The 21,480-nt window shown below is 43.4% G+C and carries 18 protein-coding genes; 6 read left to right on the forward strand and 12 right to left on the reverse strand.

Translation table 11 applies throughout. From position 1 onward, the window contains the following. Window positions 1-564: 564 nt before the first annotated feature. From trpS to JWG45_RS13895, 6 genes are all read right to left on the reverse strand, one after another. Entirely contained in the window at window positions 565-1,533 is a 969-nt protein-coding gene (gene trpS / locus JWG45_RS13870; RefSeq protein WP_205280293.1) for a tryptophan--tRNA ligase, read from the reverse strand. Beyond that, a complete protein-coding gene (locus JWG45_RS13875; RefSeq protein ID WP_205280294.1) occupies window positions 1,530-3,362 on the reverse strand; it encodes a hypothetical protein in 1,833 nt (610 codons plus the stop codon). Before JWG45_RS13875 ends, trpS begins: the two co-directional genes overlap by 4 nt. A 4-nt stretch (window positions 3,363-3,366) precedes the next feature. Continuing rightward, entirely contained in the window at window positions 3,367-3,960 is a 594-nt protein-coding gene (locus JWG45_RS13880) for a LolA family protein (protein ID WP_205280295.1), read from the reverse strand. A 124-nt stretch (window positions 3,961-4,084) separates the two neighbouring features. Continuing rightward, window positions 4,085-5,044: an electron transfer flavoprotein subunit alpha/FixB family protein gene (locus JWG45_RS13885; RefSeq protein WP_205280296.1), complete on the reverse strand. Its 960-nt coding sequence runs from the start codon at window positions 5,042-5,044 to the stop codon at window positions 4,085-4,087. Between the two features lie 11 nt (window positions 5,045-5,055). Then, window positions 5,056-5,817, reverse strand: coding sequence for an electron transfer flavoprotein subunit beta/FixA family protein (locus JWG45_RS13890; protein WP_118966584.1), 762 nt, complete (start codon window positions 5,815-5,817; stop codon window positions 5,056-5,058). 83 nt (window positions 5,818-5,900) lie between these two features. Then, window positions 5,901-6,203, reverse strand: a complete 303-nt coding sequence (locus JWG45_RS13895) for an LIC10362 family protein (protein ID WP_205280297.1) — start codon at window positions 6,201-6,203, stop codon at window positions 5,901-5,903. An 80-nt stretch (window positions 6,204-6,283) separates the two neighbouring features. Here JWG45_RS13895 and JWG45_RS13900 point away from each other — a divergent pair, with 80 nt between their 5' ends. Continuing rightward, entirely contained in the window at window positions 6,284-7,468 is a 1,185-nt protein-coding gene (locus JWG45_RS13900) for an acyl-CoA dehydrogenase family protein (protein ID WP_205280298.1), read from the forward strand. Next, entirely contained in the window at window positions 7,465-8,160 is a 696-nt protein-coding gene (locus tag JWG45_RS13905; protein WP_205280299.1) for an O-methyltransferase, read from the forward strand. The genes JWG45_RS13900 and JWG45_RS13905 overlap by 4 nt, the downstream gene beginning before the upstream one ends. A gap of 212 nt (window positions 8,161-8,372) precedes the next feature. Here the strand turns inward: JWG45_RS13905 and JWG45_RS13910 are convergent, their stop codons facing one another. After that, window positions 8,373-9,125, reverse strand: coding sequence for a hypothetical protein (locus JWG45_RS13910; RefSeq protein ID WP_205280300.1), 753 nt, complete (start codon window positions 9,123-9,125; stop codon window positions 8,373-8,375). Window positions 9,126-9,863: 738 nt separating this feature from the next. Further along, window positions 9,864-11,264 (reverse strand): SH3 domain-containing protein, encoded by a 1,401-nt coding sequence (locus JWG45_RS13915; RefSeq protein ID WP_205280301.1) that lies wholly within the window; start codon window positions 11,262-11,264, stop codon window positions 9,864-9,866. 112 nt (window positions 11,265-11,376) lie between these two features. Between JWG45_RS13915 and JWG45_RS13920 the strand changes: the two genes are divergently transcribed. Next, on the forward strand, window positions 11,377-12,558 hold the full coding sequence (locus JWG45_RS13920) for a multiheme c-type cytochrome (RefSeq protein ID WP_205280302.1): 1,182 nt from the start codon (window positions 11,377-11,379) through the stop codon (window positions 12,556-12,558). A gap of 99 nt (window positions 12,559-12,657) precedes the next feature. Here the strand turns inward: JWG45_RS13920 and JWG45_RS13925 are convergent, their stop codons facing one another. The 3 genes from JWG45_RS13925 to JWG45_RS13935 all read right to left on the reverse strand — a co-directional run bounded on the left by JWG45_RS13925 (window position 12,658) and on the right by JWG45_RS13935 (window position 17,532). Then, window positions 12,658-13,182 carry an LIC10415 family protein gene (locus JWG45_RS13925; RefSeq protein WP_205280303.1) on the reverse strand — a complete coding sequence of 175 codons (525 nt, stop codon included), beginning with the start codon at window positions 13,180-13,182 and terminating at the stop codon, window positions 12,658-12,660. Window positions 13,183-13,390: 208 nt separating this feature from the next. After that, window positions 13,391-14,551 carry an LptF/LptG family permease gene (locus JWG45_RS13930; protein ID WP_205280304.1) on the reverse strand — a complete coding sequence of 387 codons (1,161 nt, stop codon included), beginning with the start codon at window positions 14,549-14,551 and terminating at the stop codon, window positions 13,391-13,393. Between the two features lie 668 nt (window positions 14,552-15,219). Continuing rightward, a complete protein-coding gene (locus tag JWG45_RS13935; protein ID WP_205280305.1) occupies window positions 15,220-17,532 on the reverse strand; it encodes a M48 family metallopeptidase in 2,313 nt (770 codons plus the stop codon). 1,004 nt (window positions 17,533-18,536) lie between these two features. Here JWG45_RS13935 and JWG45_RS13940 point away from each other — a divergent pair. The 3 genes from JWG45_RS13940 to JWG45_RS13950 are packed head-to-tail and all read left to right on the forward strand — an operon-like array spanning window position 18,537 to window position 20,112. Further along, window positions 18,537-19,010, forward strand: coding sequence for a HEAT repeat domain-containing protein (locus JWG45_RS13940; RefSeq protein WP_205280306.1), 474 nt, complete (start codon window positions 18,537-18,539; stop codon window positions 19,008-19,010). Between the two features lie 14 nt (window positions 19,011-19,024). Continuing rightward, entirely contained in the window at window positions 19,025-19,786 is a 762-nt protein-coding gene (locus JWG45_RS13945; RefSeq protein ID WP_205280307.1) for a HesA/MoeB/ThiF family protein, read from the forward strand. After that, window positions 19,783-20,112: a helix-hairpin-helix domain-containing protein gene (locus JWG45_RS13950; protein ID WP_205280308.1), complete on the forward strand. Its 330-nt coding sequence runs from the start codon at window positions 19,783-19,785 to the stop codon at window positions 20,110-20,112. Before JWG45_RS13945 ends, JWG45_RS13950 begins: the two co-directional genes overlap by 4 nt. On the opposite strand, the gene JWG45_RS13955 is transcribed toward JWG45_RS13950, so the two are convergent. Continuing rightward, the gene (locus JWG45_RS13955; protein ID WP_205280309.1) at window positions 20,094-21,419 is read right to left on the reverse strand and encodes an LA_0442/LA_0875 N-terminal domain-containing protein; all 1,326 of its coding nucleotides are present in this window, start codon (window positions 21,417-21,419) and stop codon (window positions 20,094-20,096) included. The genes JWG45_RS13950 and JWG45_RS13955 overlap by 19 nt on opposite strands. Window positions 21,420-21,480: the final 61 nt, after the last annotated feature.

Here is a 21,480-nt window from a genome sequence, read left to right on the forward strand (position 1 = left end):
GATTGGAAAATTGTCGAAACAGATGGCCAGTAATATTTTTGGGCTTACAACGGCAAAGAACCTGAATTGTTCAGCCCACAAAAATATAGTATTGTAAGAAGAATCTGTCCTAGTTACGACGCCCTTCCGTGAAAATCGCGGGTGGAGGGGAGTGGTGGCGGGAAAACCTCGGAAATTTTCTTCTATCACAAAAACAAACTTTTCGCAAGAAAAAATTCTCATGTAGGAATTCCTACAAAACCCTTGTCTAAGGACGCTTCTTGTTGTATATCTCTCCCAACTTGTGGGTAAGGTATGCTGAATTCGGTCGAGGGGCCCGGGTAGCGGAAAAAATCGGGTGATTTTTCTCTATCAGAAAAATCTTATCTTTGCAAGTAAAAAGGTTTCCTCCGTTTTTGTAGGAGCTTCTATAAAAATTTCCTTAGAGATGGATCTCTTTTCAGAGATATTCTTCAAGGGAGGTAAGGAAATTTCAGGTCGCTGGTGGAATCGATCATTCCTCTCGGATGGCGGATTCTCTAATGAAATTTGAGTTTGCAAATAAAAAAGGGGCATCCCCGCTTTTTAAAAACGATACATTCCCAATTCTTTTCGAACTCGATCCAAAACCCCGGTGATCGTTTTCTGCGCTTTTTCTTTTCCTTTTTTGAGCGCGCTTTCAACAAAGCTCTGATCGGCTCCGATCTTTTCTCTTTCCTTTCTATACGGAGCAAAGTAGTCTAACGTGTCTTGGAGAAGTTGTTTTTTGAGGTCTCCGTAGCCGGTTCCAGGAGTCAGAAATTTATTTCTTAATTCTTCCTTTCCCTTTGTATCTAAGAATAAAGAATGAATCGCGAAGATGTGACTTTTATCCGGATCCTTGGCCTCGTCCACGCCCGCAGAGTCCGTCATAATCGACATTATAGATTTCTTAAGTTCTTTTTCCGAATCGAAAAAGTTGATCGTGTTTCCATACGACTTTGACATTTTTTGACCGTCGGTCCCGGGGACAAGCGCAGTGGCTTCGTCGATCTCAGGTTCCGGAATCTTAAATACGTTCCCTACTTCCCGGTTGAAGGTGGAAGCGATATCTCTCGCGTATTCTAAGTGTTGTTTCTGATCCTTTCCTACGGGGACCCGATCGCCATCGAAACCGAGGATATCGGCCGCCATCAGAACCGGATAGAAGAAAAGTCCACCTCTTGGATGAAAACCTTTTGCTATCTTATCCTTATAAGAATGCGCTAACTCCAGATGATTTACGGAAATGAAATGACTCAAATACCAAGTCAGTTCGGTCACATCCGGCACGGAGGATTGAAGCCAGAACGTGCTTTTTTCGGAATCGATTCCCAAAGCGAGAAAATCGCAAACTGCGTTGTATGTGTTTTCTTTTTGCTTTTCTTTGGATGAGAACGTGGTTAAGGAATGTAAGTCTGCGACGAAACAATAGAGGTCCGTCGTATCTTGGTATTCTTTTAGTTTTCGAATGACGGAGAAAAAATTTCCTAAGTGAAGTTTTCCGGAGGGCTGGACTCCTGTGAGAATCCTCATGCTTCCTCCATTCTTGTTGTTTCGTATTCTTTTCCGGCGAGTCTTTCGTATTCTTTCATCAGGGATGTTAGTTCCGTATCGATTTTTTTGTGCAGGGTAAGTTTTGTGATCGTAGGTTTATCTTTGTAGATCACTGCGTAGTTGTAGAGAAGTTTTGCCATTTCCAAAAAGACGAAATCCAAAGTTTTTCCGTTGAGACGATTTCCGGAAACTACTGTAGAATCGTAATAAGGAATAAATCTATGTAGAATTTTGATTTCTTCGATCACTTTTTCTTTGGAGACCAACACTCGATCGTTTAATTTTCCTGCTGTCTCGTATTGTCTTGCTAAAAGGTGGTTTTCCACGAGAATATTGAGCTTTTCCGCAAACTTCCCCATAAAACCCGCCGCGTCTCCGAGCAACTTTAAAAGATTTTGAGTGATCTGATCTTCGACTCCGGTACTGGAAGTTGTATGTTCGTTGTAAGTCGCAAAACTATACTGAAAGCTCGGATACTTTTTATTGAAAGCATCCAAAAGACGGAGTAGGTTGTTGATCTGTTCGATATCACTTTTGAAAAGTCCCGGAAGCATGATGATCACGTCACGGCTTTGATTTTTACTTCCGATCTTTACGGTCCCTTCTAAAATCGGAGCGTAAGAAGCCTGAAAATCGCGAAGCAGAAGATACATCAATTTGTGAGGAGTTCCTTTGAACGCCGATTTGATTGAAGCGGACTGCATATTTTCCGGAACGTGATTTTCAAAGTAATCGTCGACGATTTGATTTAGAAAGTCGAAGTTCATTCTTCCTTTATCGTCGATTTTAAAATATCTTTCTCTTAGGTTCTGAAGTTCTTCTTTTCGATTGAGTCTGGTTTGGATATCATCCGCCAATCGGATCAAAGTCGTTTCCACCTCTTTGATGATATCGGAAGAACCTTGGAATTTCGTTTCGTTGATAGGAGGGACATTGAGTTGTTGAACGATTTCTTCCCAAGAGATCATTCTCTTGGTCGCGACGATATGAAAGGCTCGAATCGCGTCCGTCATCCTCGGTCTTCCGTTTTCGAGATTTAGACCGTAGTTGAGGCCGGCCATTATCTGAGGCATTCTCGGGACGAGTTTTTCGTCTTTTCGGATGAGTTCCGGAACCTGGGTCATGATGATATCTTTCGAATCTTCCCGGCTCAGATGTCGTGCATAATAAAGTTCTAATTTAGTTGCACGGTTGAGAAAGATTTCGGGCGAGATCTGATCGATGAATAAACTGTCCAAAGATATGATGCTGTTTAGAAGTTTATTGAAGTTTAATACAACGTTATAAACGAGAGGTTTCCAGTATCTCCAGCCTTGTTGTTCACAAAATCGGAGAGCCTGAATTGTCGCGATGATCTGATCTTCTTTTAAGAATTTGAAAAGATTCTGGACTCCGGGAGCGATTTGCAACTTTCTTCCGAGAAAACCGACATCGATCGTTCCGGTGTCCTTAGCGAATTTATTGATCGCCGCGTTTCCTCCGAAGAGGTTTGCCAGAAAACCGATTCCGGCGGCGGAGGCCGCAGGGTCGTTCTTTTTTTGTTGGCTCTGTTTTGGGGAGGTTCTTACGGAGGCGGAGGTTTTTTCAGAACTTCTTTTGGACTTGTCTTCTTCGTCTGTCTTCTTATTGTCTTCCTGCTTTTTTTTCTCAAAGTCTTCGTCGACCTTCTTCATCAAATCGATTCGTATAAAGATATCGTTCGACTTTTGAATGACTTCGTCGATCTGCTCCTGATGTTCTGGGCTTCTCTGTTTACGATAGAGATCCGCGAATATCTTATGGGCGTCGGTCCTTGAGTTTAGAGACAAAAGACTATTCCTTTTCGTTCAACGGGTTTTCAACGATCTGCGCGCTGGACGGGGCACTGAAGTTAAAAAGAGAAGCCGACAAACCAACGTTAGTCTGCACACCGGAAAAACTGATTGAAGTGTATTCGCCGCTGCCTCTGTGTTTCATTCTTAACGACTTGGGAGTGTTATCGGGATTCATTGTTACAACAATTTCTTCGTATGTTTTTGTCGGCGATTTGAGTCGGATCGATCCGCCAATTTGGGTCACTTCTTCGTAACCGCTTAACAATCCAAAGACGCCGCCCGTGCTTCCGCGGAGGTCTTGTTTGCCTACGATCGCTCTTGCTGGAGAATAGAACCAAAGAAATCTTCCGTTGGAAGATACAACTCTGCCGTCAGAGAATTTGACGTGTAAATAGTTCGGTTTCTTAAAAGAAAGTGTTCCGGAAATTTCGTTATTGATAGTTACGCTGGCTCGAAGACTGGAGATTTCCCCCATTCTTCCTAAGAGTGCGTTGAGTCTGTCGCGTCCAGGATCCCCTGAAACAGAAATGCCGCAGACTAGGATCAGTCCTGCGGCACCCGGGAGTAGTCTCCTGATTTTCAAAAATGCCATAGTTTCAAACTATGCGCGAAGGTTGATTATCCAAGTACTTTTTTTGAATAAAAACTCATGCTCAACTCCCTCTAACGCAATTTCGCTCTCTACGGATCGCGTAATAGGTCGTTTCGCAGGTTGATTATCCAAGTACTTTTTTGAACTCTGCAGTAACCGCGGGAACAACTTCAAAAAGGTCTCCAACGATTCCGTAAGTCGCAACTTTAAAGATCGGAGCGTCTCCGTCTTTGTTGATTGCTACGATATACTTAGAAGATCCCATTCCCGCTAAGTGCTGAATCGCGCCGGAGATTCCGCATGCGATGTAGCAATTTGGAGAAACGGTTTTCCCGGTTTGTCCAACTTGGTGAGAGTGAGAAATCCAACCAGCATCCACCGCCGCGCGAGAAGCTCCGAGAGCCGCTCCGAGAGTGTCCGCAAGTTCTTGAAGAATCGGCCAGTTTTCCGGTCCTTTGATACCACGACCACCGGAAACGATGATCGAAGCCTCAGTCAATTGAACTTTCGAACCGCCGCTCAAGTCGGTAGAAACGATTTTTACTTTCGCATCACCAGCCGCCGGAGAAGCCGCTTCTACAGCTCCAGCTCCCGCTTTTTGGGTGATCTCTTGAGAGTTTGGACGAACAGTAAAAATTTGGATCGCGCTTGTTACTTTAAAATTTGCGTAAGCTTTTCCGGAGTAGATCGGTTTTTTAGCAACAACCTTTCCTCCGTCAACGGAGAATCCAACAACGTCCGCCACGATTCCAGCGCCAGCTTTTACGGCAACACGAGGAGAATAATCTTTTCCTTGTGAAGTGTGTGGAAGCAGAACTACCGCCGGGCTTTGTGCCTTGATTACTTCCGCAACCAGATTGGAATACGTTTCAGCGTTGTATTCTCCCGAGTTTACGGTGATGATCGTATCAGCTCCGACTGCCGCTAATTCAGGAGCGTATTTTTCAACTCCGCTTCCGATGAGAAGAGCTACAACTTTACCGCCGATGGAATCAGCGATCTTTCTTCCTGCGGAAGTGATTTCTCTGGAGATTTTTTTAAGTTCTCCGTCTTTCAATTCGCCAACAATTAATACGTTGCTCACGGGTGTTCTCCTTAAATAACCTTAGCTTCTTCTCTGAGAGCTTTTACGAGTTGAGATGCGAACGCGTTTGCGTCTGCTGCTTCCAGTTTTCTTCCAGGAATACGTGGTGGAGGAGGCTCCAGTCCCACAACTTCGATTTTGCTCGCAGGGTTGCCGAGATCCGCAGCGGATTTTGTTTCCACTGGCTTTTTCTTAGCAGTCATGATTCCTTTGAGAGAAGGATAACGAGGTTCGTTGAGTCCTTTTTGCGCTGTAAGAGCTACTGGAGTGGAAGTTTCGATGGTTTGTGTTCCACCTTCTACTTCTTTCGTTGCTTTCACTGCGGTTCCGTTGATTTCAAGGCTCACAGCAAATGCGACGTGAGGAATTCCAAGAAGTTCCGCAACTTGAACGACAACTTGAGAAGAATCAGTATCGATGGACTGTCTTCCTCCGATGATTACGTCTGCGTTTTCGGCTTTCGCGAAATTAGCGATCAGTTCCGCAGTGTTGTTCGTATCAAAAGGAACGTAGTTGTCGACTTTAACATGAACCGCGCGATCGGCGCCCATAGCGTAAGCGGTTCTAAGAGCTTCTACAACTCTGTCTGGTCCAAGGGAAACAGCGATTACTTCGCCACCGTGTTTTTCACGCAGTCTGATTCCTTCCTCGATAGCAAATTCATCATAGGGAGAAATAATCCACTTGATTCCGGCTTCGTTGATGGATTTATCCCCTACTTTAATACTGGTTTCGGTGTCAGGTACCTGTTTCACTAATACGATGATTTTCATTAAATGGGTACTCCAAAAAAAATTAGTGCTGTTAACACAAAAATCTTGTGTCTATGTAGTGCAAACCACTTTTTTAAGCAAGTCTAAGCGATCTCATCGGTTGAGAAAAGATATTTCAACCAGTAATACGTCCAGACCATAAATCCGATTACGATCAAAACATTCGCATCCGTCTTTAAGAAAAAGGCAAGTCCCCAAAAAAGCGGGAGTAACATCCAGGCGCTAAGAGACAGAAGTAGGAAGAGAGAATTCTTTTGAAACGGAGAATTGAGGGCCCTTTGAAACCCGATTCTCAAAGAAGAAAGGCTTTTCGGAGTTCCTTCTCCCTTGTAAGATAGGAAGAAAAAAAGTCCACAAAGGATTGTCAAAATGAGAGCGTAGATCATAAGATAGTTTTTGGAAAAGAAAGATTCTCTGTCGAGCTGTTTTAGTCGCGGGGAAGAAGGATATTAGAGAAGAGGACAACATGAGAGCATTACTAGAAAAACCAAATGATTTATTCAACCCGACCGAGAACCACTTAGCGCTTCGGGAGAACGTAGCCAAATTCGCGAAGGAGAATATGGACCTTCAAGCGAAGGAAAACGACGAGCATGAAACCTTCAATCTTCCTCTCTTTCGAAGAATCGGTTCCGAGCTGGGTCTATTTGGAGTAACAGTTCCGGAAGAAGACGGTGGAATGGGAATGGATGCAGTAGCGGCGGTGATCATTCACGAGGAAATGTCAGCTTACGATCCCGGATTCATGCTTTCGTATCTCGCACACGAAGTTTTGTTCGTGAATAATTTCTATCATAGTTCGAATCCCGCGCAAAGGGCGAAGTATCTTTCGAAAGTGATTTCGGGAGAATGGATCGGCGGAATGGGGATGACCGAGCCCGGAGCCGGAACCGACGTTCTTGGACTCAGAACGATCGCGACCAAAAAAGGCGACAAATACATATTAAACGGTTCCAAACAATATATAACCAACGGAAGTACGGGAAGCGTATTTCTGATTTATGCAAAGTTGGATAAGAATTCCAAGAAGATGACTTCGTTTATCGTAGAGAGTTCTTATCCCGGATTCAGCGTGGGAAAAAAAGAAGAGAAGATGGGAATGCGTTCCTCTCCTACGACTCAGCTTATATTCGAAGATTGTGAAGTTCCTGCGGAGAATTTGGTCGGTCAGGAAGACGGCGCTCTCGTTCACATGATGCGAAATCTCGAGATCGAAAGAATCACTCTTGCGGCTCAGTCCTTAGGAATCGCAAAACGTTGTGTGGACATCATGGCCGATTACACGATTCGCCATAGAGAGGCTTTCGGAAAAAAACTCGCCGAGTTCGGACAAATCCAAAGACTATTAGCGGAATCTTATGCTGATTTTCAAGCGGCTCGCGCACTCGTGTATAACGTCGCGTCCCAAATTCATCCGGAAAATCGAAATTCTTTGGGAGCCGCTTCCGCGAAGCTGGTCGCGACTCAGATGGCAGAACGAGTGTCTCGGAACGCGATTCAAGCGCTTGGGGGATACGGGTATTGCAGAGAATATCCGGTCGAAAGACTTCATAGAGATTCCATTCTTCTTTCCATCGGAGGAGGAACCAACGAAGCGATGCAAAAGAATATCGTTGCCGATTTGAAAAAAATCTACGAGGGTACTCCTTGAGTCGGAAGAACATTCAACTGACTGAAAAGCTGGAAGAGTATATCTTCCGGTTTTCAGTTCGAGAACCATCCTCCTTTCAAAAACTCAGAGAAGAAACGGCAAAGTTGGCTCAGGCCAACATGCAGATTAGCCCGGAAGAGGGGCAGTTTTTAAACATTCTTACCAAAATCAGCGGAGCCAAAAAAATCATTGAGATCGGGACGTTTACCGGTTACTCTTCACTTTGTTTTGCTTCTGCGCTACCGGACGACGGAAAAATTCTTTGTTGTGATATCAGTGAAGAATGGACAAAGATTGCAAAGAGATACTGGAAAGAATCCGGACTGGAGCACAAGATCCATTTGAAGATCGGATCTGCATTAGAAACTTTGCAAGTGATTTTGGATTCAAAGACTTCGCCGAGTTGGGCGCCAAACTTCGATGTCGGACCGTCCTCGGTCGACTTAGTTTTTCTGGACGCGGACAAAGAGAATTATCCGAACTATTATCCCCTGATTTTAAAATTACTCAAACCCGGCGGATTGTTGATTGCGGATAACGTTCTTTGGGACGGAAGTGTCGCCGACGATTCTCACCAAGAACCTTCCACGGTCGGAATTCGAAAGTTTAACGAACTCGTAAGCAACGACCCGAACGTGGATATCAGTATGGTCCCGATTGCAGACGGGGTTTCGTTGGTGCGAAAATTATAGATGTATTTCGATCTGTGTCGGTCGATCCGCCTGATCGGTATTCGGATCACCGCAATTTCGTGAACATCGGATTTGCGACGACCTCGGACGAATCGCGGATTCGTTCCAGAGGAAGGCGGTTTTAATTCGAAAAACTTTCGTAATGTCCTGGAAGTGATCGAGAAATGTCTCAAACGATTTAAAATTCATTTTCGAAATTTTTATCGAATCATTCAAAAGCTGAAACCTACATACGGATAAAACGTTTGAAAATATTCCATCGTTCCGAATCTTTGTTCGAGATATTTTTGGTAGGTCCAAACGTCTAAAACGCTTGCGGATGCGCCTAAACGAGGTTCGGTGTATGCAAAAAAATCGACCTTTTGTTCCGCATAGTAACGAACGAATTGAGCGCCTAAATAAATTCCGTTCGAAAAAATCCAGCGAAATCCGATCCCCAATCCCATCATACTCGTGCGTCTTGGAGTCGCGGTGTAGGCGTAAGGACTTTCCTGAAGCAAGGATTGGTTATTCAAAGGATTGACGGTCAAATACTCGTGAACGGTTAGTTTATACGGTTGTTGAGAGCCGATTAATCCGGTAAGATGCACAGGAATTTTATCGAACGGAAACCAGTCTATCCCCAACGAAGAGAAGTTGGCTTTCGTATTCCATTCGGATTTTGTCTCCACGAGCGAGTTTGTATTGTCGTCGAAGGAAAGCCCGGTGATTGTCCCTCCACGAAATACGGCGGCGGTCAAAAATACGGATAGATTGGACGTGAAATTATAGTTTACTCGCAGGAAAGGAAGTTGTGGAAAGAAAATGCCTCCTATTTGAAGCGGCTTTTGTGATCTTCGTTCCGATTGAGTGGTTTCGGTAGGTTGTTCTTTCACCTGCGACACAACCGAAATGGACGGATAAACAAGGAGAAAAAAGAATATTATTAATTTTGAATGTTTTAATTTATTTGCGGATGGGATCATGGATGACTATTTACGGACTACAGCTGTTCGGGTAAATTGAAATTCCGCAAAATCAGTAGCGAACCGAGTCTCTTTCTATAAGTTTGTTATTGATTTTTAAAAGGGGAGCGGGGTTTGAAATCCGTTAAAATGCGTGATTTGCTTGATCGTTATTCGGATAGCCGCAATTTCGTGAAGATCGCGTTCAGACAATTAGAACGAATCGCAGAAATCGCTCAAAATCGTTTTATCGTACTGTTTTTTAGATATTTCTAATGTGTTTGTTGCCGCTCTTTTTTGAACGATCCAATCGGAGGGATTTTGACACAACTTGGTTCATTCGAATTCCTGATAACGGAAGTATTTCTTTTCTTCCGCGCAGAACGTGCGATTTCTGATTAGTTCCGGTCCCTTGTATGCCAATTAGAACAGATTCTCCGACATGGAGGTTTCCTTCCCGCCGGTTCTATGTCTGCACGAAGAATCGGTTTTGTTTTCTGCCTTCTTGAGTGCGGATTTGGAAAGACTCAGATTCTTCAATCCCTTGGATTTTAGATAGGAGGTGGAGAGGGCGACTTTGTTTTTCTTATCCGATGTCGGTTTGGGTTCAAAGACGTTCGCTATAGTTCTAAGATCGTATTGATTTATGTTCGCATCTTTTCGATCAGAAATTTAGAGACGTCTTATTTACCGCTGTAAATCGCATTGTAGAGGGACTTCAATAATAAGTGAATCGGTCCGTTGGTTAGAAAAATTGAACTATCGAAGTGGAACGAGTTTTCCTTTTTTCAAAACATATTCAAAAACTTTGATTCTTTCTTTGGATTCTTTGGAACAGTTTTTTGAATTTAAAGAAATGCTTGAACTGCTGTACGTGATATGTCCACATTCTCCGTCAAAACCGGAAAAATTAAGTAAGGTCTCGAATTTAGATCCATTGAATCGATATAAAACCTGGCTGATATCACCCGATCTCCCGGACGTTTCGGTAAGCATCACTTCGTCGATTCCGTCTCCGTCCAAATCCTCAAACTGAATATCACCGATCCCGATTTGCAGATTCGTATAAGATTTTCCTTCTTTGAGAATCAGCAGGTTTCTTTTATACGAATTGGTATCATCGACATACGTGCTCTTCGCCTGAACTTCTACGTGATACACTTTTTTTCTTCCAAAGGAATGTTCGCTTTCAGTAACCGTGCTTAAGTCGGCGTCCCCGCTCAAAGCTTTGTCGATTTCTTCCAGAAGAGCCCTATCCGAACTTAAGGTGTTATTGTCTAAATACAATTTGGAATGGGTAGGATAATTTTTCAAATTCTCTGCCGGAAGATATCCTGAATAGACAACTCGATCTTGCTCCGGTTCGTCGGAATCGTAATTAGGGCGTTTTTCGCCTGATATGTAAAAGTAAACCTTACCCTGAGGTGTTATGAGTTTTTGAGTAAAGTAAAGTTCCGCACCTTTGGTAAATTCATAGGGGAGATCGGAGTTAGAAATTAATTTCCCATTCGTATATTTGAATACTTTTGTCGGGTTTTTTGTAAGCAAGGCCCATCCGGTCTGACGCAATTCGATCGTGTCCGTCTTTGACAAAACTTCAGGACTGATTCCTCTCATAAGATATGCGGTAAATACAAATCCGATCTTGCCGTCTTTTGTTTTGATTTTGGCCCAAGTGCCCTGCATCCCATCGATGTTTATCTTTTTTGAATGTTCTTCAACGAGTTCAACGATGTTTCTTGTCGCCAATCTTCCCAAAATTTTTCCCCTTGTGCCTGGCGTTTCCCGCAATAATAGCTGAGTCGCAGTCACTAAACCGAACTTATCTCCGATCACCGGGAGAAAATTGAGAACGTTGTTTTTAAGAATCTCCTCTTCTTTGGAAATAAATCCTTCCTCGTCCTTCTGGCGAATTTTAAACCAAAGCAATTTGCTCGCTGAATCCTTGTCCGGAAGATCTGCGGCAAGAACGTCATACGGCGAAGATTGGTCCAAGGAAAAGGCGATTTCGCTTTTTAGGGTAGGTTTAGCATATACCTTAATGTCTTTTTGAAGAACGATTCCAAAACCGATCGGCACACTCGCGCAAGAATGGAGAAAAAGTAATAAAGCCAGATTGATTGATAAACGAATAAGAAAAGGGAATCTACTTTTGTGCATATTTTTGATCGGATCCGAAAGTTGATTCGATAAAAATGAGGTTTGCCGCAGAACGGGTCAACTCAAAATGTATTTTTTCAATCGGAGATTCCGATTCTTCGAATCCAATCCAATGAAATTTAATTTTTATCTTCTCTTTTATTTTTTTACAACCGGTTGTTTTTACGTCACCTTTTCCGATTCGGAATCCGTAAAAAAAAGTACCACACTTTTTGAATTCTTAAAGTTCGATAAAGGGATTCACTTCGTTTCCTTTCATCCGGGCTCTGATCCGATCCGAGATATAAATTCCGGTAAATTGCTCGATTCGGCGGCGGATTGCAAACCTTGTCACAAAACGGTTTATGAGAATTGGAGCCGTTCTCGTCATAGAGTCGCTCATACAAACGAGATCTATAGAAGTAGCTTCTCCCAAGAGCCGATGCAATGGTGTGAAAATTGTCATTCCCCCTTACGTTCGAGTTTGGATCAAACTCCGTTTAAGCCGGAGGAGGGGATTTCGTGCAACGTTTGTCACGTTCGAGGAGGAAAAATTCTAACCTCCGAAAATCCGAAGCTGTTCCCAAAAAAATATCACGAATATACGGTAATCGATTCTTTTGGAACCGAGGAACTTTGCGCTTTTTGTCATCAGTTTAACTTTCCGACTTGGACTTCTTTTTCAGATCGTAAGTCTACTTTAGAATATTCTAATCTAACTATGCAGGGAACGCAGGATGAATGGCGTCATTCCGGATTTGCGGACGAATCGAATTGTATCGATTGTCATCTTGCGCCATCGACTAAAAATACACATTCCTTCCGAGGAGGACATTCCCTTCCGGACTTGAAAAAAAGTCTGGACCTGGAAGCGGAATATGTCGGCCCCAGAACGATTGCGGTTCGAGTCGTGTCGAACGGGATCGGTCATTCGTATCCTACGGGGGATCTTTTTCGCGCGCTTCGGCTGAAGGTATATTCGGAATCCGGAAAGTTCCGGGAAGAATTTATTTTCAGAAAGTTATATAGAAATGCAACCAAAGAGGAAAAAGAAAGATCTGACGAGCCTCGTGTTTTAGAATCCGATACAAGAATTCCTCCTCCTTTCGAAAATAAAAACTCGGCTTATAAAGAATTTTTCTTGGAAGTTCCTGATCGCCCTCGAAAACTCAAGCTGGAATTATGGATCGATTATCTCAACGACGTGGAGAAAATTTTTTCCCATTTAAAACGTAAAGAAACGTTAAAGAAAATTTCGAGCGAACGGATTCAAATTCGGGGAAGGGAGAATTTCACCGATCAGGACGCGGGTTAAGAGGTGAATGCAAAAATTCTAATGTAGCTACCAGGTCGGCTGTGGATCCGGACCGGGTAAAAAAAAAGGGGAATTGAACTCTACAAAATTCCCCGATTCTTATTCTTTAATCAATCGTTCTATGGCTTTTTCGGAAAGAGGTTTCATCTGAACGCCTTTTCCTGTGATTGCTTCCAAGGATTTGGAGAAATTCTCCTGACCTTTCAACATTCCCACTGAAAAAATGTTTTCGGATTCTACTTCCAAGTTACGGATCGAATCCGTAAGTTTATTTTTTTTATCCTGAATCTGCTCTTTCAGAACGGCTTGATCCATGTCCGGGTTTTCGGACAATTCTCTGAACAAAGGTGTTTCTCCAAAAAGAATGTTGATGAGTTCGCTGTTCGGCGTACTTCCTTCATTCAAGATTCCGAGTTTCATCTGTTCTTTGGAGAATTCTCCCTGTAAGCTGGAAAGGGTTTCCTGGATTTTCAGATATCGAGACGTGAGTCCCGAAGAAAATTCCGTTTTGTCCAGACTTCCTTGTCCTTCCTGCGCGGACGCAGTTCTTCCGCTAACGGAAGACCGTTTATCGCGGATGAGTTTTTCCGCAGAGCTGATCAGATTTGTGAGTGGAACTTCCATGTTCTTTCCTCCCTTCAGAATGATAAATCCGGAAAGAACACCAACTTGTGTTGTGAACTTTAGAAGGGACTTCTTTCCTTAAGTGCTCTATGTCGCATCAAAGATTTTAATTCTGTAGACAATCTATACTAGATATCGGATGGTACGAGGGAAATAAATGAATTTTTTTTCGGAAACCGTAAAAAAAATTATAAATTGACTTAAGATTTCAAAGATTCATGCGACGAAACATCCAAAAACATAAACCTAAAAACATTCCCGGTGTGATCCAAACACCTAAGAACGCGGGGATGACGCCGTTTTCGCCCAACGATTTTCCCGCGGAATTGAAGATATAATAGATCAAAACGACTCCGATAGTAATTCCTAAAGAAGCGACTCCCGCAGTTTTTTTCGTAAAGTATCCCGCGATCGTTCCGATCAAGGTTACGATGATTGTCATCATCGGAAGCGCAAAGACCGAATGTTTTTCGGTAAGAACGTCTCCGTAAGGAAGGCCTTTCTGAATTCTTCTTTTTTGCTCTTCTCCCAATTGAATCAAATTCATTTCTTCCACGGAGCCCGCGGGAACCTTGAAGTAGGCCGGGTCTTCGGGTAATTCGTATTCTTTTTCATCAAAGGATTCTTGAGAAGAAAGATTGAGGTCGTTATCAAAATGCCATTCTTCAACTCTTTTCATTTTCCAGAGTCTGGTCTCGTAGTTGTATTTTGCCTTTAAGGAGGAGATTACAGTTTCGGGAGATCCGTCCGGACGAAGTCGGATGTAATTGAATCCGCCATTGATCTCGTCCTTGTCCGGATCGTAAAAATATAAATAGTAGAATCCTTCTTTACCTTTTACGTGAAATTGATAGACGCTGTTTGACAACGTTCCCATTCCTTCCGTAAGAGTATCGTGTTCTATCTTCGCGAGTTTGTTGACGGGCCGTACGATGAGTTCGGTTCCCAAGAGCATGACAACCCACATCAGAATTCCGAAAAGAATCAAAGGAGTTACGATTCTAAAAAAAGAAACTCCTGCCGCCATCATCGAGACGAGTTCTTTGTTTACCGAAAACTGTCCCACCGTAAAACAAATCGAAAACATCAAAGACATCGATACGACGGTCGTAGAGATGATTTTAGGAAGGCTGTAAAGTAGAAAAAGAGCGACGTGATAACGAGGAGCTTTCGTACCCGTAAAGTTTCTCATGTTATCGTTTACGAGGGAGAGTAACATAATTCCGGTCAGTAGAATTACGGTTCCTATAAAAATTTTAAAGAATTCTCCGAATAGATATTTATCCAAAATTTTCAGAGGGAAGAATTCCTTCTTCCAATATTGAAAGAAGGATTTGATCGGATCAAGTTTGAACGGAAGTGCTGACATATCTCTGTGAATTTCGGGAACTTCGTACCATTCTTACGAAACTCGGAGAAATGACAATCACAAGAGGAGCTAAAAATCGGCGGGTTTCGTCCAATCCTTTCGTTCCATAAAAAGGATTTTGAAATTTCGGATCGTTTTTGAAACCCGATACGTTCTTTCCCTCAAGTTGAGAGGAGCTATTACGAGAATTGTCCAAAGGCTTTTGTCGGAGTTCCGACATGAGAATTTTTTCTTGCGAAAAGTTTGTTTTTGTGATAGAGGAAAGTTTCCGAGGTTTTCCCGCCACCGCTCCCCTCCACCCGAAATCAGGGTGGGGCGCGCGGCTTTCACGGAAGAGTTGCGGAGTTCCGACGAGAGGTCCTCCTGAAGGTTCTGAGCGACTTTGTTTTTTTGAGAAAATTCGTACTTTGCGTCTAAAAAGTTCCCAAGGTAAGTATTCTTAACAAAAATTCGGATTGGAGCCTGCTGATTCTTAGATCGTTTTCCAACTTGCTGCAGGTATGGGAAGTCTTTGGGGAATTCGATTCATTTTCGCGAATTTTTTTTTCGAGAAAGGGTCAATGGAAAAGAAATTCGGATTTTTTTTCGATATTTTTATACCTTTGCCAAGGCGCAAGTATCGAAAATGGAATCCGAATTCTCGAATCTTCCTGGATCGTTTTGCGATTTTAACGGAGAACCGCAAAACTTGTGAAGTACAACGCCGCGCCCAATATCCCTGTCGCAACGACAAAACGCAAAAGTCCGGGACCGAGCCCGTCTGCGGTTTGAAATCTATCCCAAAGATCCAGACGTTTCTGCAATTCTCGTTCTTTTCCCGGCGTTAGGACCGGATATTCTGAAACCACTTTGGGCGGCTCCGGCGCGGGTTCTAATGTGGATTGGCGGTTTCGAATTTTTTCGGCAACTTTGGATTCTGCGATCAATAACCTTTCCAGACTTGCGTGTTTGAGTGCAAAGAGCGCGCTTAGAGCTTCGTCGATCCAGGAATCCACGACTTCGAGCCATTTCTGCATATTGTCCTCAGTTGCTCTCGTAAATTCAAACTCGCTAAAAGCGGAAGACCAATCTTTCAAATCGAGATCTTTTAAAAGTTCCGATCCTAATATTATATTTTTCTTATGTTTATGTACCTCGGAAAGAGCTTCGTAGACTTGGTTTCCGGCTGCGACGAGTCGAATTAACTCCGCGCTACTCACGTGCCGATCTGCGGTGACCACAGAGTAGACGTTATTCAACAAGGCTCGACTGTCTTCGATATTTGCTCGGGAATGATCGGCGTAGTGTAGAATCTCCAATAACCCCTGCAAATATTCGGGCCAACCCATCCCGATTTCTTCAGCGGCTTTTTTATGGACGGAACGGCATTTTTTATCGTGTTCGAAAATAAGAGTTTGGATTTCTTTACAATCTTCTTCCAAACTTTTGATCGCTGACGGAAGTTCCCTCTTTTTTAATTCGTTTCCTCGAAAACGAATGATCCCGTCGGCCGGAGTGTAAAAGCCGTCCCGCAGACCGGCCAATAAATTTTTTTCTTTTTCCAAGGAACGAAGTTTCTCCAATTGATCGGATAAACTCTGAGGATACAGTTTTTCCAATTCTTCCTTCGGAGAATCCACTTTATAGTTATAGAATTCCACAGGAGAAGACGCATAACGCACAAAAGATCTTCCTAAGTAGACTCCCCTGTAATTACTGTTGAGATATTCCTTTTTGTAGAATTCGTCGACCAAGGTTAAAATCTCCGGATCTTGGTTGAATTCCGTTTTGAAATCGGAAAGAATTTTCTCCGTAAATTTTTCACGTAAAGATTCCGCGTCGTCAAACACCAACCAGCCGCTTCGGTCGTCCAAAGATCCGGGAATATATCTTTTTTTTGCGTTCGCTTCCCTTTCATGATTGTAAGGATGAGTCGCCCACATACGGGGAGGCTGTGCGATTTCCGAAGTAAAGACGCGGTGGTTCTCCGGATTTTCGGAAGGTAATTCCGGAACGGCTCCGTAATGAGGATTGTTCCAGATTTTTCGAGAATGATCTATGATCTTAGAATGGATCGGAAAGATATCCTTTGCACCTTTCCCGATTCTTATATGATCCGTGATAAATCCCTGCGTTGTTTCCCAGGCCTCGTCCGCCGCCTGCAATTTATGCAATGCATGAATCAATGCGTCGCTTCCCGTCACGGAGACTGCTACCAAATCCGCTTGAAACTCCATCTCTCGGGAAAGCGCCCTTTGCGCTAGAACCACAAGATTGAAAAAAGATTCTAACGCCGATCGAAGAGACCAGATCACAAGACGGAGGATCCAACCGATCCAAGCGACGCGAATATCAAAACGGGAAACGGAACGCAAAAAATCATCCAGTGCGTCCCGTCTCGCGATCAGATGCGCCGCAATTTGCTGCGCGATATAGACCCAATTCCCGACGGCCATACTTTTCTGCGCAAAATGTCCGAACTCGTGCGCCAGAACCGCTTTCAATTCACTGACGCTCAAAACGTTTACGAGTGCGAGTCCGATCTCTAAATTCTTCTTAGAAGGAAAGAAAAAATTGAGTATGGATAAATCATAAAAGACACAGGCGTTTACCTGGGGAGAAAGAAATACTCTGTGCGGTCTTGGAGCTCCGGTCTCGTCCGCTAGTTGATGAAGAAATCGAAAAAGTTGAGGTTGGTCTTTTTCAGTGATTTCGTATTCGTTTCCAAGACTTCCCTTTTTTACAAAGAACAAAGCCTTGATCATAAATAAGGAGATCAAGCCGGAACCGATCCCCGCGATCCATGAATAGAAGTCTCCGCCGTTTCCGGTAAAACCGTGACGGAGAAAAGAATAGGAAGCCCAAGCAAACCATCCGCTTAAGGAAAGATAGACAAGAACAAAGAGAACAAGTCCGAGGACAGTCAGCCAAAGATTCCGTTTGTGCGCCTGATTCGGTCCTGTGAGATCGGAGGGAATGTGACTCGGAGAGATTGCTTCCATAAAGAACGTCCTTATTGATTCGGAAATTTTCAAACTTCTGTTTTGAATAGTATAGCCGAAAAAAGGAAAGATCGGGACAAATATTTCGGAAGAAAATCTCGGGAAGAACGAATTCTCGAATTCGCCCTCTCGTTTTTAGAGGAATTTTGTTGTAGGAACTCCCACGAGGAACAACAATTTCTATCTTTCGTTCGAGGATGCCTTTTTCAAAGTAACGTTTTCCCTCTTTCGCTGCTAATTTTGTGATCGTCCGTTTCGGCTTTTTATTTCGGTAAGGAGGGAGTTGGTCTTCCCGATATCATGGGAGTTCCTACACAAAAACTAAACTGCATTCTATTTGCGAAAAAAACCTCAGTGAGGGAGGAAATTCCCAGGTCTTCCCTCCCTTTCCCCTTCATTCCAAAAATCTCATAGCCTTTCTTTCCCGCAAGTTGAGAGGAACTGCTATGAGAATCGTCCCAAGGTTTTTGTCGGAGTTCCGACGAGAGGAATTCTGTTTGCAAAAAGGTTCATTTCCTGATCGGGAAATCTGCCCGAGTGTTTTTGCCGCGCTTCTTCGACGCCCAAAATCAGCATAACCTTACCTACAAGTGAGAGGAGAGACAAGGAGGATCGTCCCGAGAGAAGGGTTTTTAGGAGTTCCTACACGGGGATTTGTGCTTGCAAAATTAGAATTTTGTGATATAGCAAAGTCCTCCGGATTTTTTCCACCACCCACCCCACCTCCCGAAAATCGGGTGGGGCGCGCGAGTTTCACGGAAGAGCGTCGTAACTACGACAGGCTGATTTTGATTTCAAAGGCCTTGTGGTTTCGGACGAGAATTCGTCCGAAGTCTTTAAGAAAAGCTTTTGGAAGACAAAGAAAAAAACGGTCCTCCAGTGCTTTGTTTCTATTTTTTGAAAAATCCAAATTCTTCCCTCAATTTTCGAACCGAAAGGAAGGTCAATTTTCGATTGACGGTTCCGTTTCCGGACGCGATTCTTCCGAGGGAAAGGAGTCCTCTATGAAATCTCGTTCTCTTCTAATTCTCGCTCTCGTTGTTTCTTTTACTTCCGGCGCGCTTCTCGCGGAAAAATCGACCGACGAACATATCAAAACTCTTTCCTCCGGTTCCGACAGTGAAAAATACGAGTCCGCGCTGGCGCTCGGAAAGGGCAAAGAAAAGTCCGCGATTCCGGAACTCATCAATCTTCTCAACCGCAATAACGAGCCAAAAATCGCAACCGCCGCTGCGATCGCCCTTGGCAAAATTGCGGAACCTGGAGACACTGCGATCGCGCTAAAAAACAAGATTATCTCTTCCGAAAACGGGGACATCGTCTACGCGTCTTTAGCTTCTCTCCTGAACATCACGACAAAAAACGAAAAGTTAGAAGACTCCACAAAAGAAGCTTTCGAATTTGCAGATAAGAATCGCAGAGGAGACGAATACGTTTCCGATTTCCTGGATCTTATCAAAAAGAAACTCAAACTCTAATTTTTCCTAAGCCCTTGTTGACTCCTCCGGAAATAAGCCGTTATTCACGGAACATTCTTCTGGATGAAGTCAAAAGGAAGGGCCAAGAATCTCTCAAAGCCTCTCGTGTTACTGTGATCGGTGCGGGGGGATTGGGATCTCCCGTTCTCTACTATCTCGCGGCGGCTGGTGTTGGAAAGATCCGAATCCTGGATTCGGACTTCATCGATACAACCAATCTTCAAAGACAAATTCTTTTTAAACACTCCGATATCGGTTTTTCCAAATCGGAAATCGCAAAACAAAGAATCCAAGAATTGAATCCTTTTATCGAAATCGAATCTTTTTCTCTTCGTATCAACGAGGAGAATGCGGAGAATTTTTTAAAAGACAACGACCTGATTTTAGAAGGCTCCGACAATTTCGAAACCAAGTTTTTGATCAACGATCTCGCATGTAAGCTGAACATTCCTCTTATCATAGCGGGAATTCTTCGTTTTGACGGAATGGTTTTAGGAATTCGTCCCGAAATCGACCCCTGCTATCGTTGTGTCTACGAAACGCTTCCTCCTTCGAACGCGATTCCGAGTTGTTCCGAGGCCGGAGTGATCGGAAGTATGGCGGGAATCATAGGAAGTATTCAAGCGACGGAGGCCGTTAAATTCTTATTAGGATTGGTAAACGAAGAATCTCCGGGAGTTTTCGGATCGATTCTTCAATTGGAGGCCAAGTCCATGAACTTTCACAAAGTTTCCCTTTTAAAACGTTCCGATTGTAAGGCGTGTTCTCATACATGAGTAAAAAAGAATATTCAAAATCCGATATAGACTACGTGGAAAAGTCCGATATTCTAAAGGAATTTCAAACCCTTCCCGGGGTCGGTAAGTCGATCGCGATGGATTTTTGGAATCTCGGATTCCGAAGTCTGGATGAAATCAAACCGCAGGATCCTGAAAAACTCTATCTTCGAATCTGCGAATTACAAGGAACTCAGGTGGATCGTTGTATGCTCTACGTCTTTCGTTGTGTCTACTACGCACTGAACACAAAACGACCGAATTCGGAAAAGTTAAAATGGTGGAATTGGAAAGACCCCGTTCCACCTCAAAAATTAAAACGATAATTCGCGCCGACCTGAACGTAGGTCAGAACGGTTTTCGAATCCAATAAGATCGGGATTAAAATTTGAGGTGCAAAAACCTTGAGTAAAATTTGAGAAGGATCCGAATTTCCTCCCCCGTCGTTTTCAGTTATATAACCGGATTGTAATGTATTTTTGAGAGTCATGTTACTCGCTTCCACAAATAAGCTCCAATCTCCTTTCACCTTTGCGGAAAGTTTCAGATTCAACTCGGTTCCAGTGGATTTCCATCGATAGTCCAAACCAAATTGGTTGTATTTGACGGGAACCGAAGATTCCGATCGAAACTCGTCGCTTCGAAAGGAAGACGGACCTTGCATTTCCAAACGGAGGATCTGGCCTTGTAGAGTGAATCTTTCTAAAAATTTCCATTCAAATCCGAGTCCGACGCTATATCCTTTGAAATGGTTGCTCGTTTCACGATAACTCACTCGGTTCGGATTGATTCCCGTCGAGGTGATTCCGCCGATGCTATCGACTTCCTGAGAAGTTTTTGTCCAAATCCTTTCGATTCCTCCGATCACTTGAAGATCGAAAACGGGATGAGGATAGGGAGTAAATCCGACCCTTGTGGAAACTTTTTGAAACTTCGTGGTTCCGTTTCCGAAAAGTAGGTTCGTGGTTTTCTCCGTGGCGGAAGACGAGCCGCTTCCTCCCCCGAAAGAAAGGGTCTGGAATCCTGCGACGTCTAAATTTCCTTTGGCTTCCGTTCCTCGGACTTCGAATGTAAAACGGTTCCACGCATAAAATAAACGCGTTGTAGAGCTGTTGTTCCTACTTTTGTAGGGTGTGGATTGTATTTCCGTCTGACCGCCTCCGCCAAAAAGAAGCCCGGCGTATTGGATTGTCTGGAAAAAAGGACGGAGTTCCGTTTGACTTTCTCCTCCCCCGACTCCGAAAGAACCTTCCAAATAATGTCGTTTAGATTTCGAAAGTTGTTCGTCCCTCTTTTTAAGTTTTTCTTCCTTGGATTTGAGTTTCTCTTCTTCTTGTTTTCGTTTTTCAGAAAGATCTTTTTCCTCTTTGATTTTCTTTTCCTTTTCGGAAACAGGAGGTTCCTTACTGACGGAAGAAGGTTCTACGATCTTTCCGAAAGAAATTTTTCGTATCGCGGACTTCGGAAAAACTTTTGTGGTTCCGTCTGCGAGTTTGAAAGTCACAGATTCTTTGTCCTGAGCGACGATCATACCTTCCAGCTTATCCCCGGATTTCAGAAGAATTGTTTCACCGAGGAGAGATAAATTTGCAAAAAGGAACAACGCTAATGTTGAGGAAATAATTTTTTTCATAGAATGGGCCGACTTTAAAACCAGTATCGGGAATCTTAACACATCGCTTAAATCCTGCAAT

The organism is Leptospira ainlahdjerensis (genome assembly GCF_016919175.1).
GTDB lineage: Bacteria > Spirochaetota > Leptospiria > Leptospirales > Leptospiraceae > Leptospira > Leptospira ainlahdjerensis.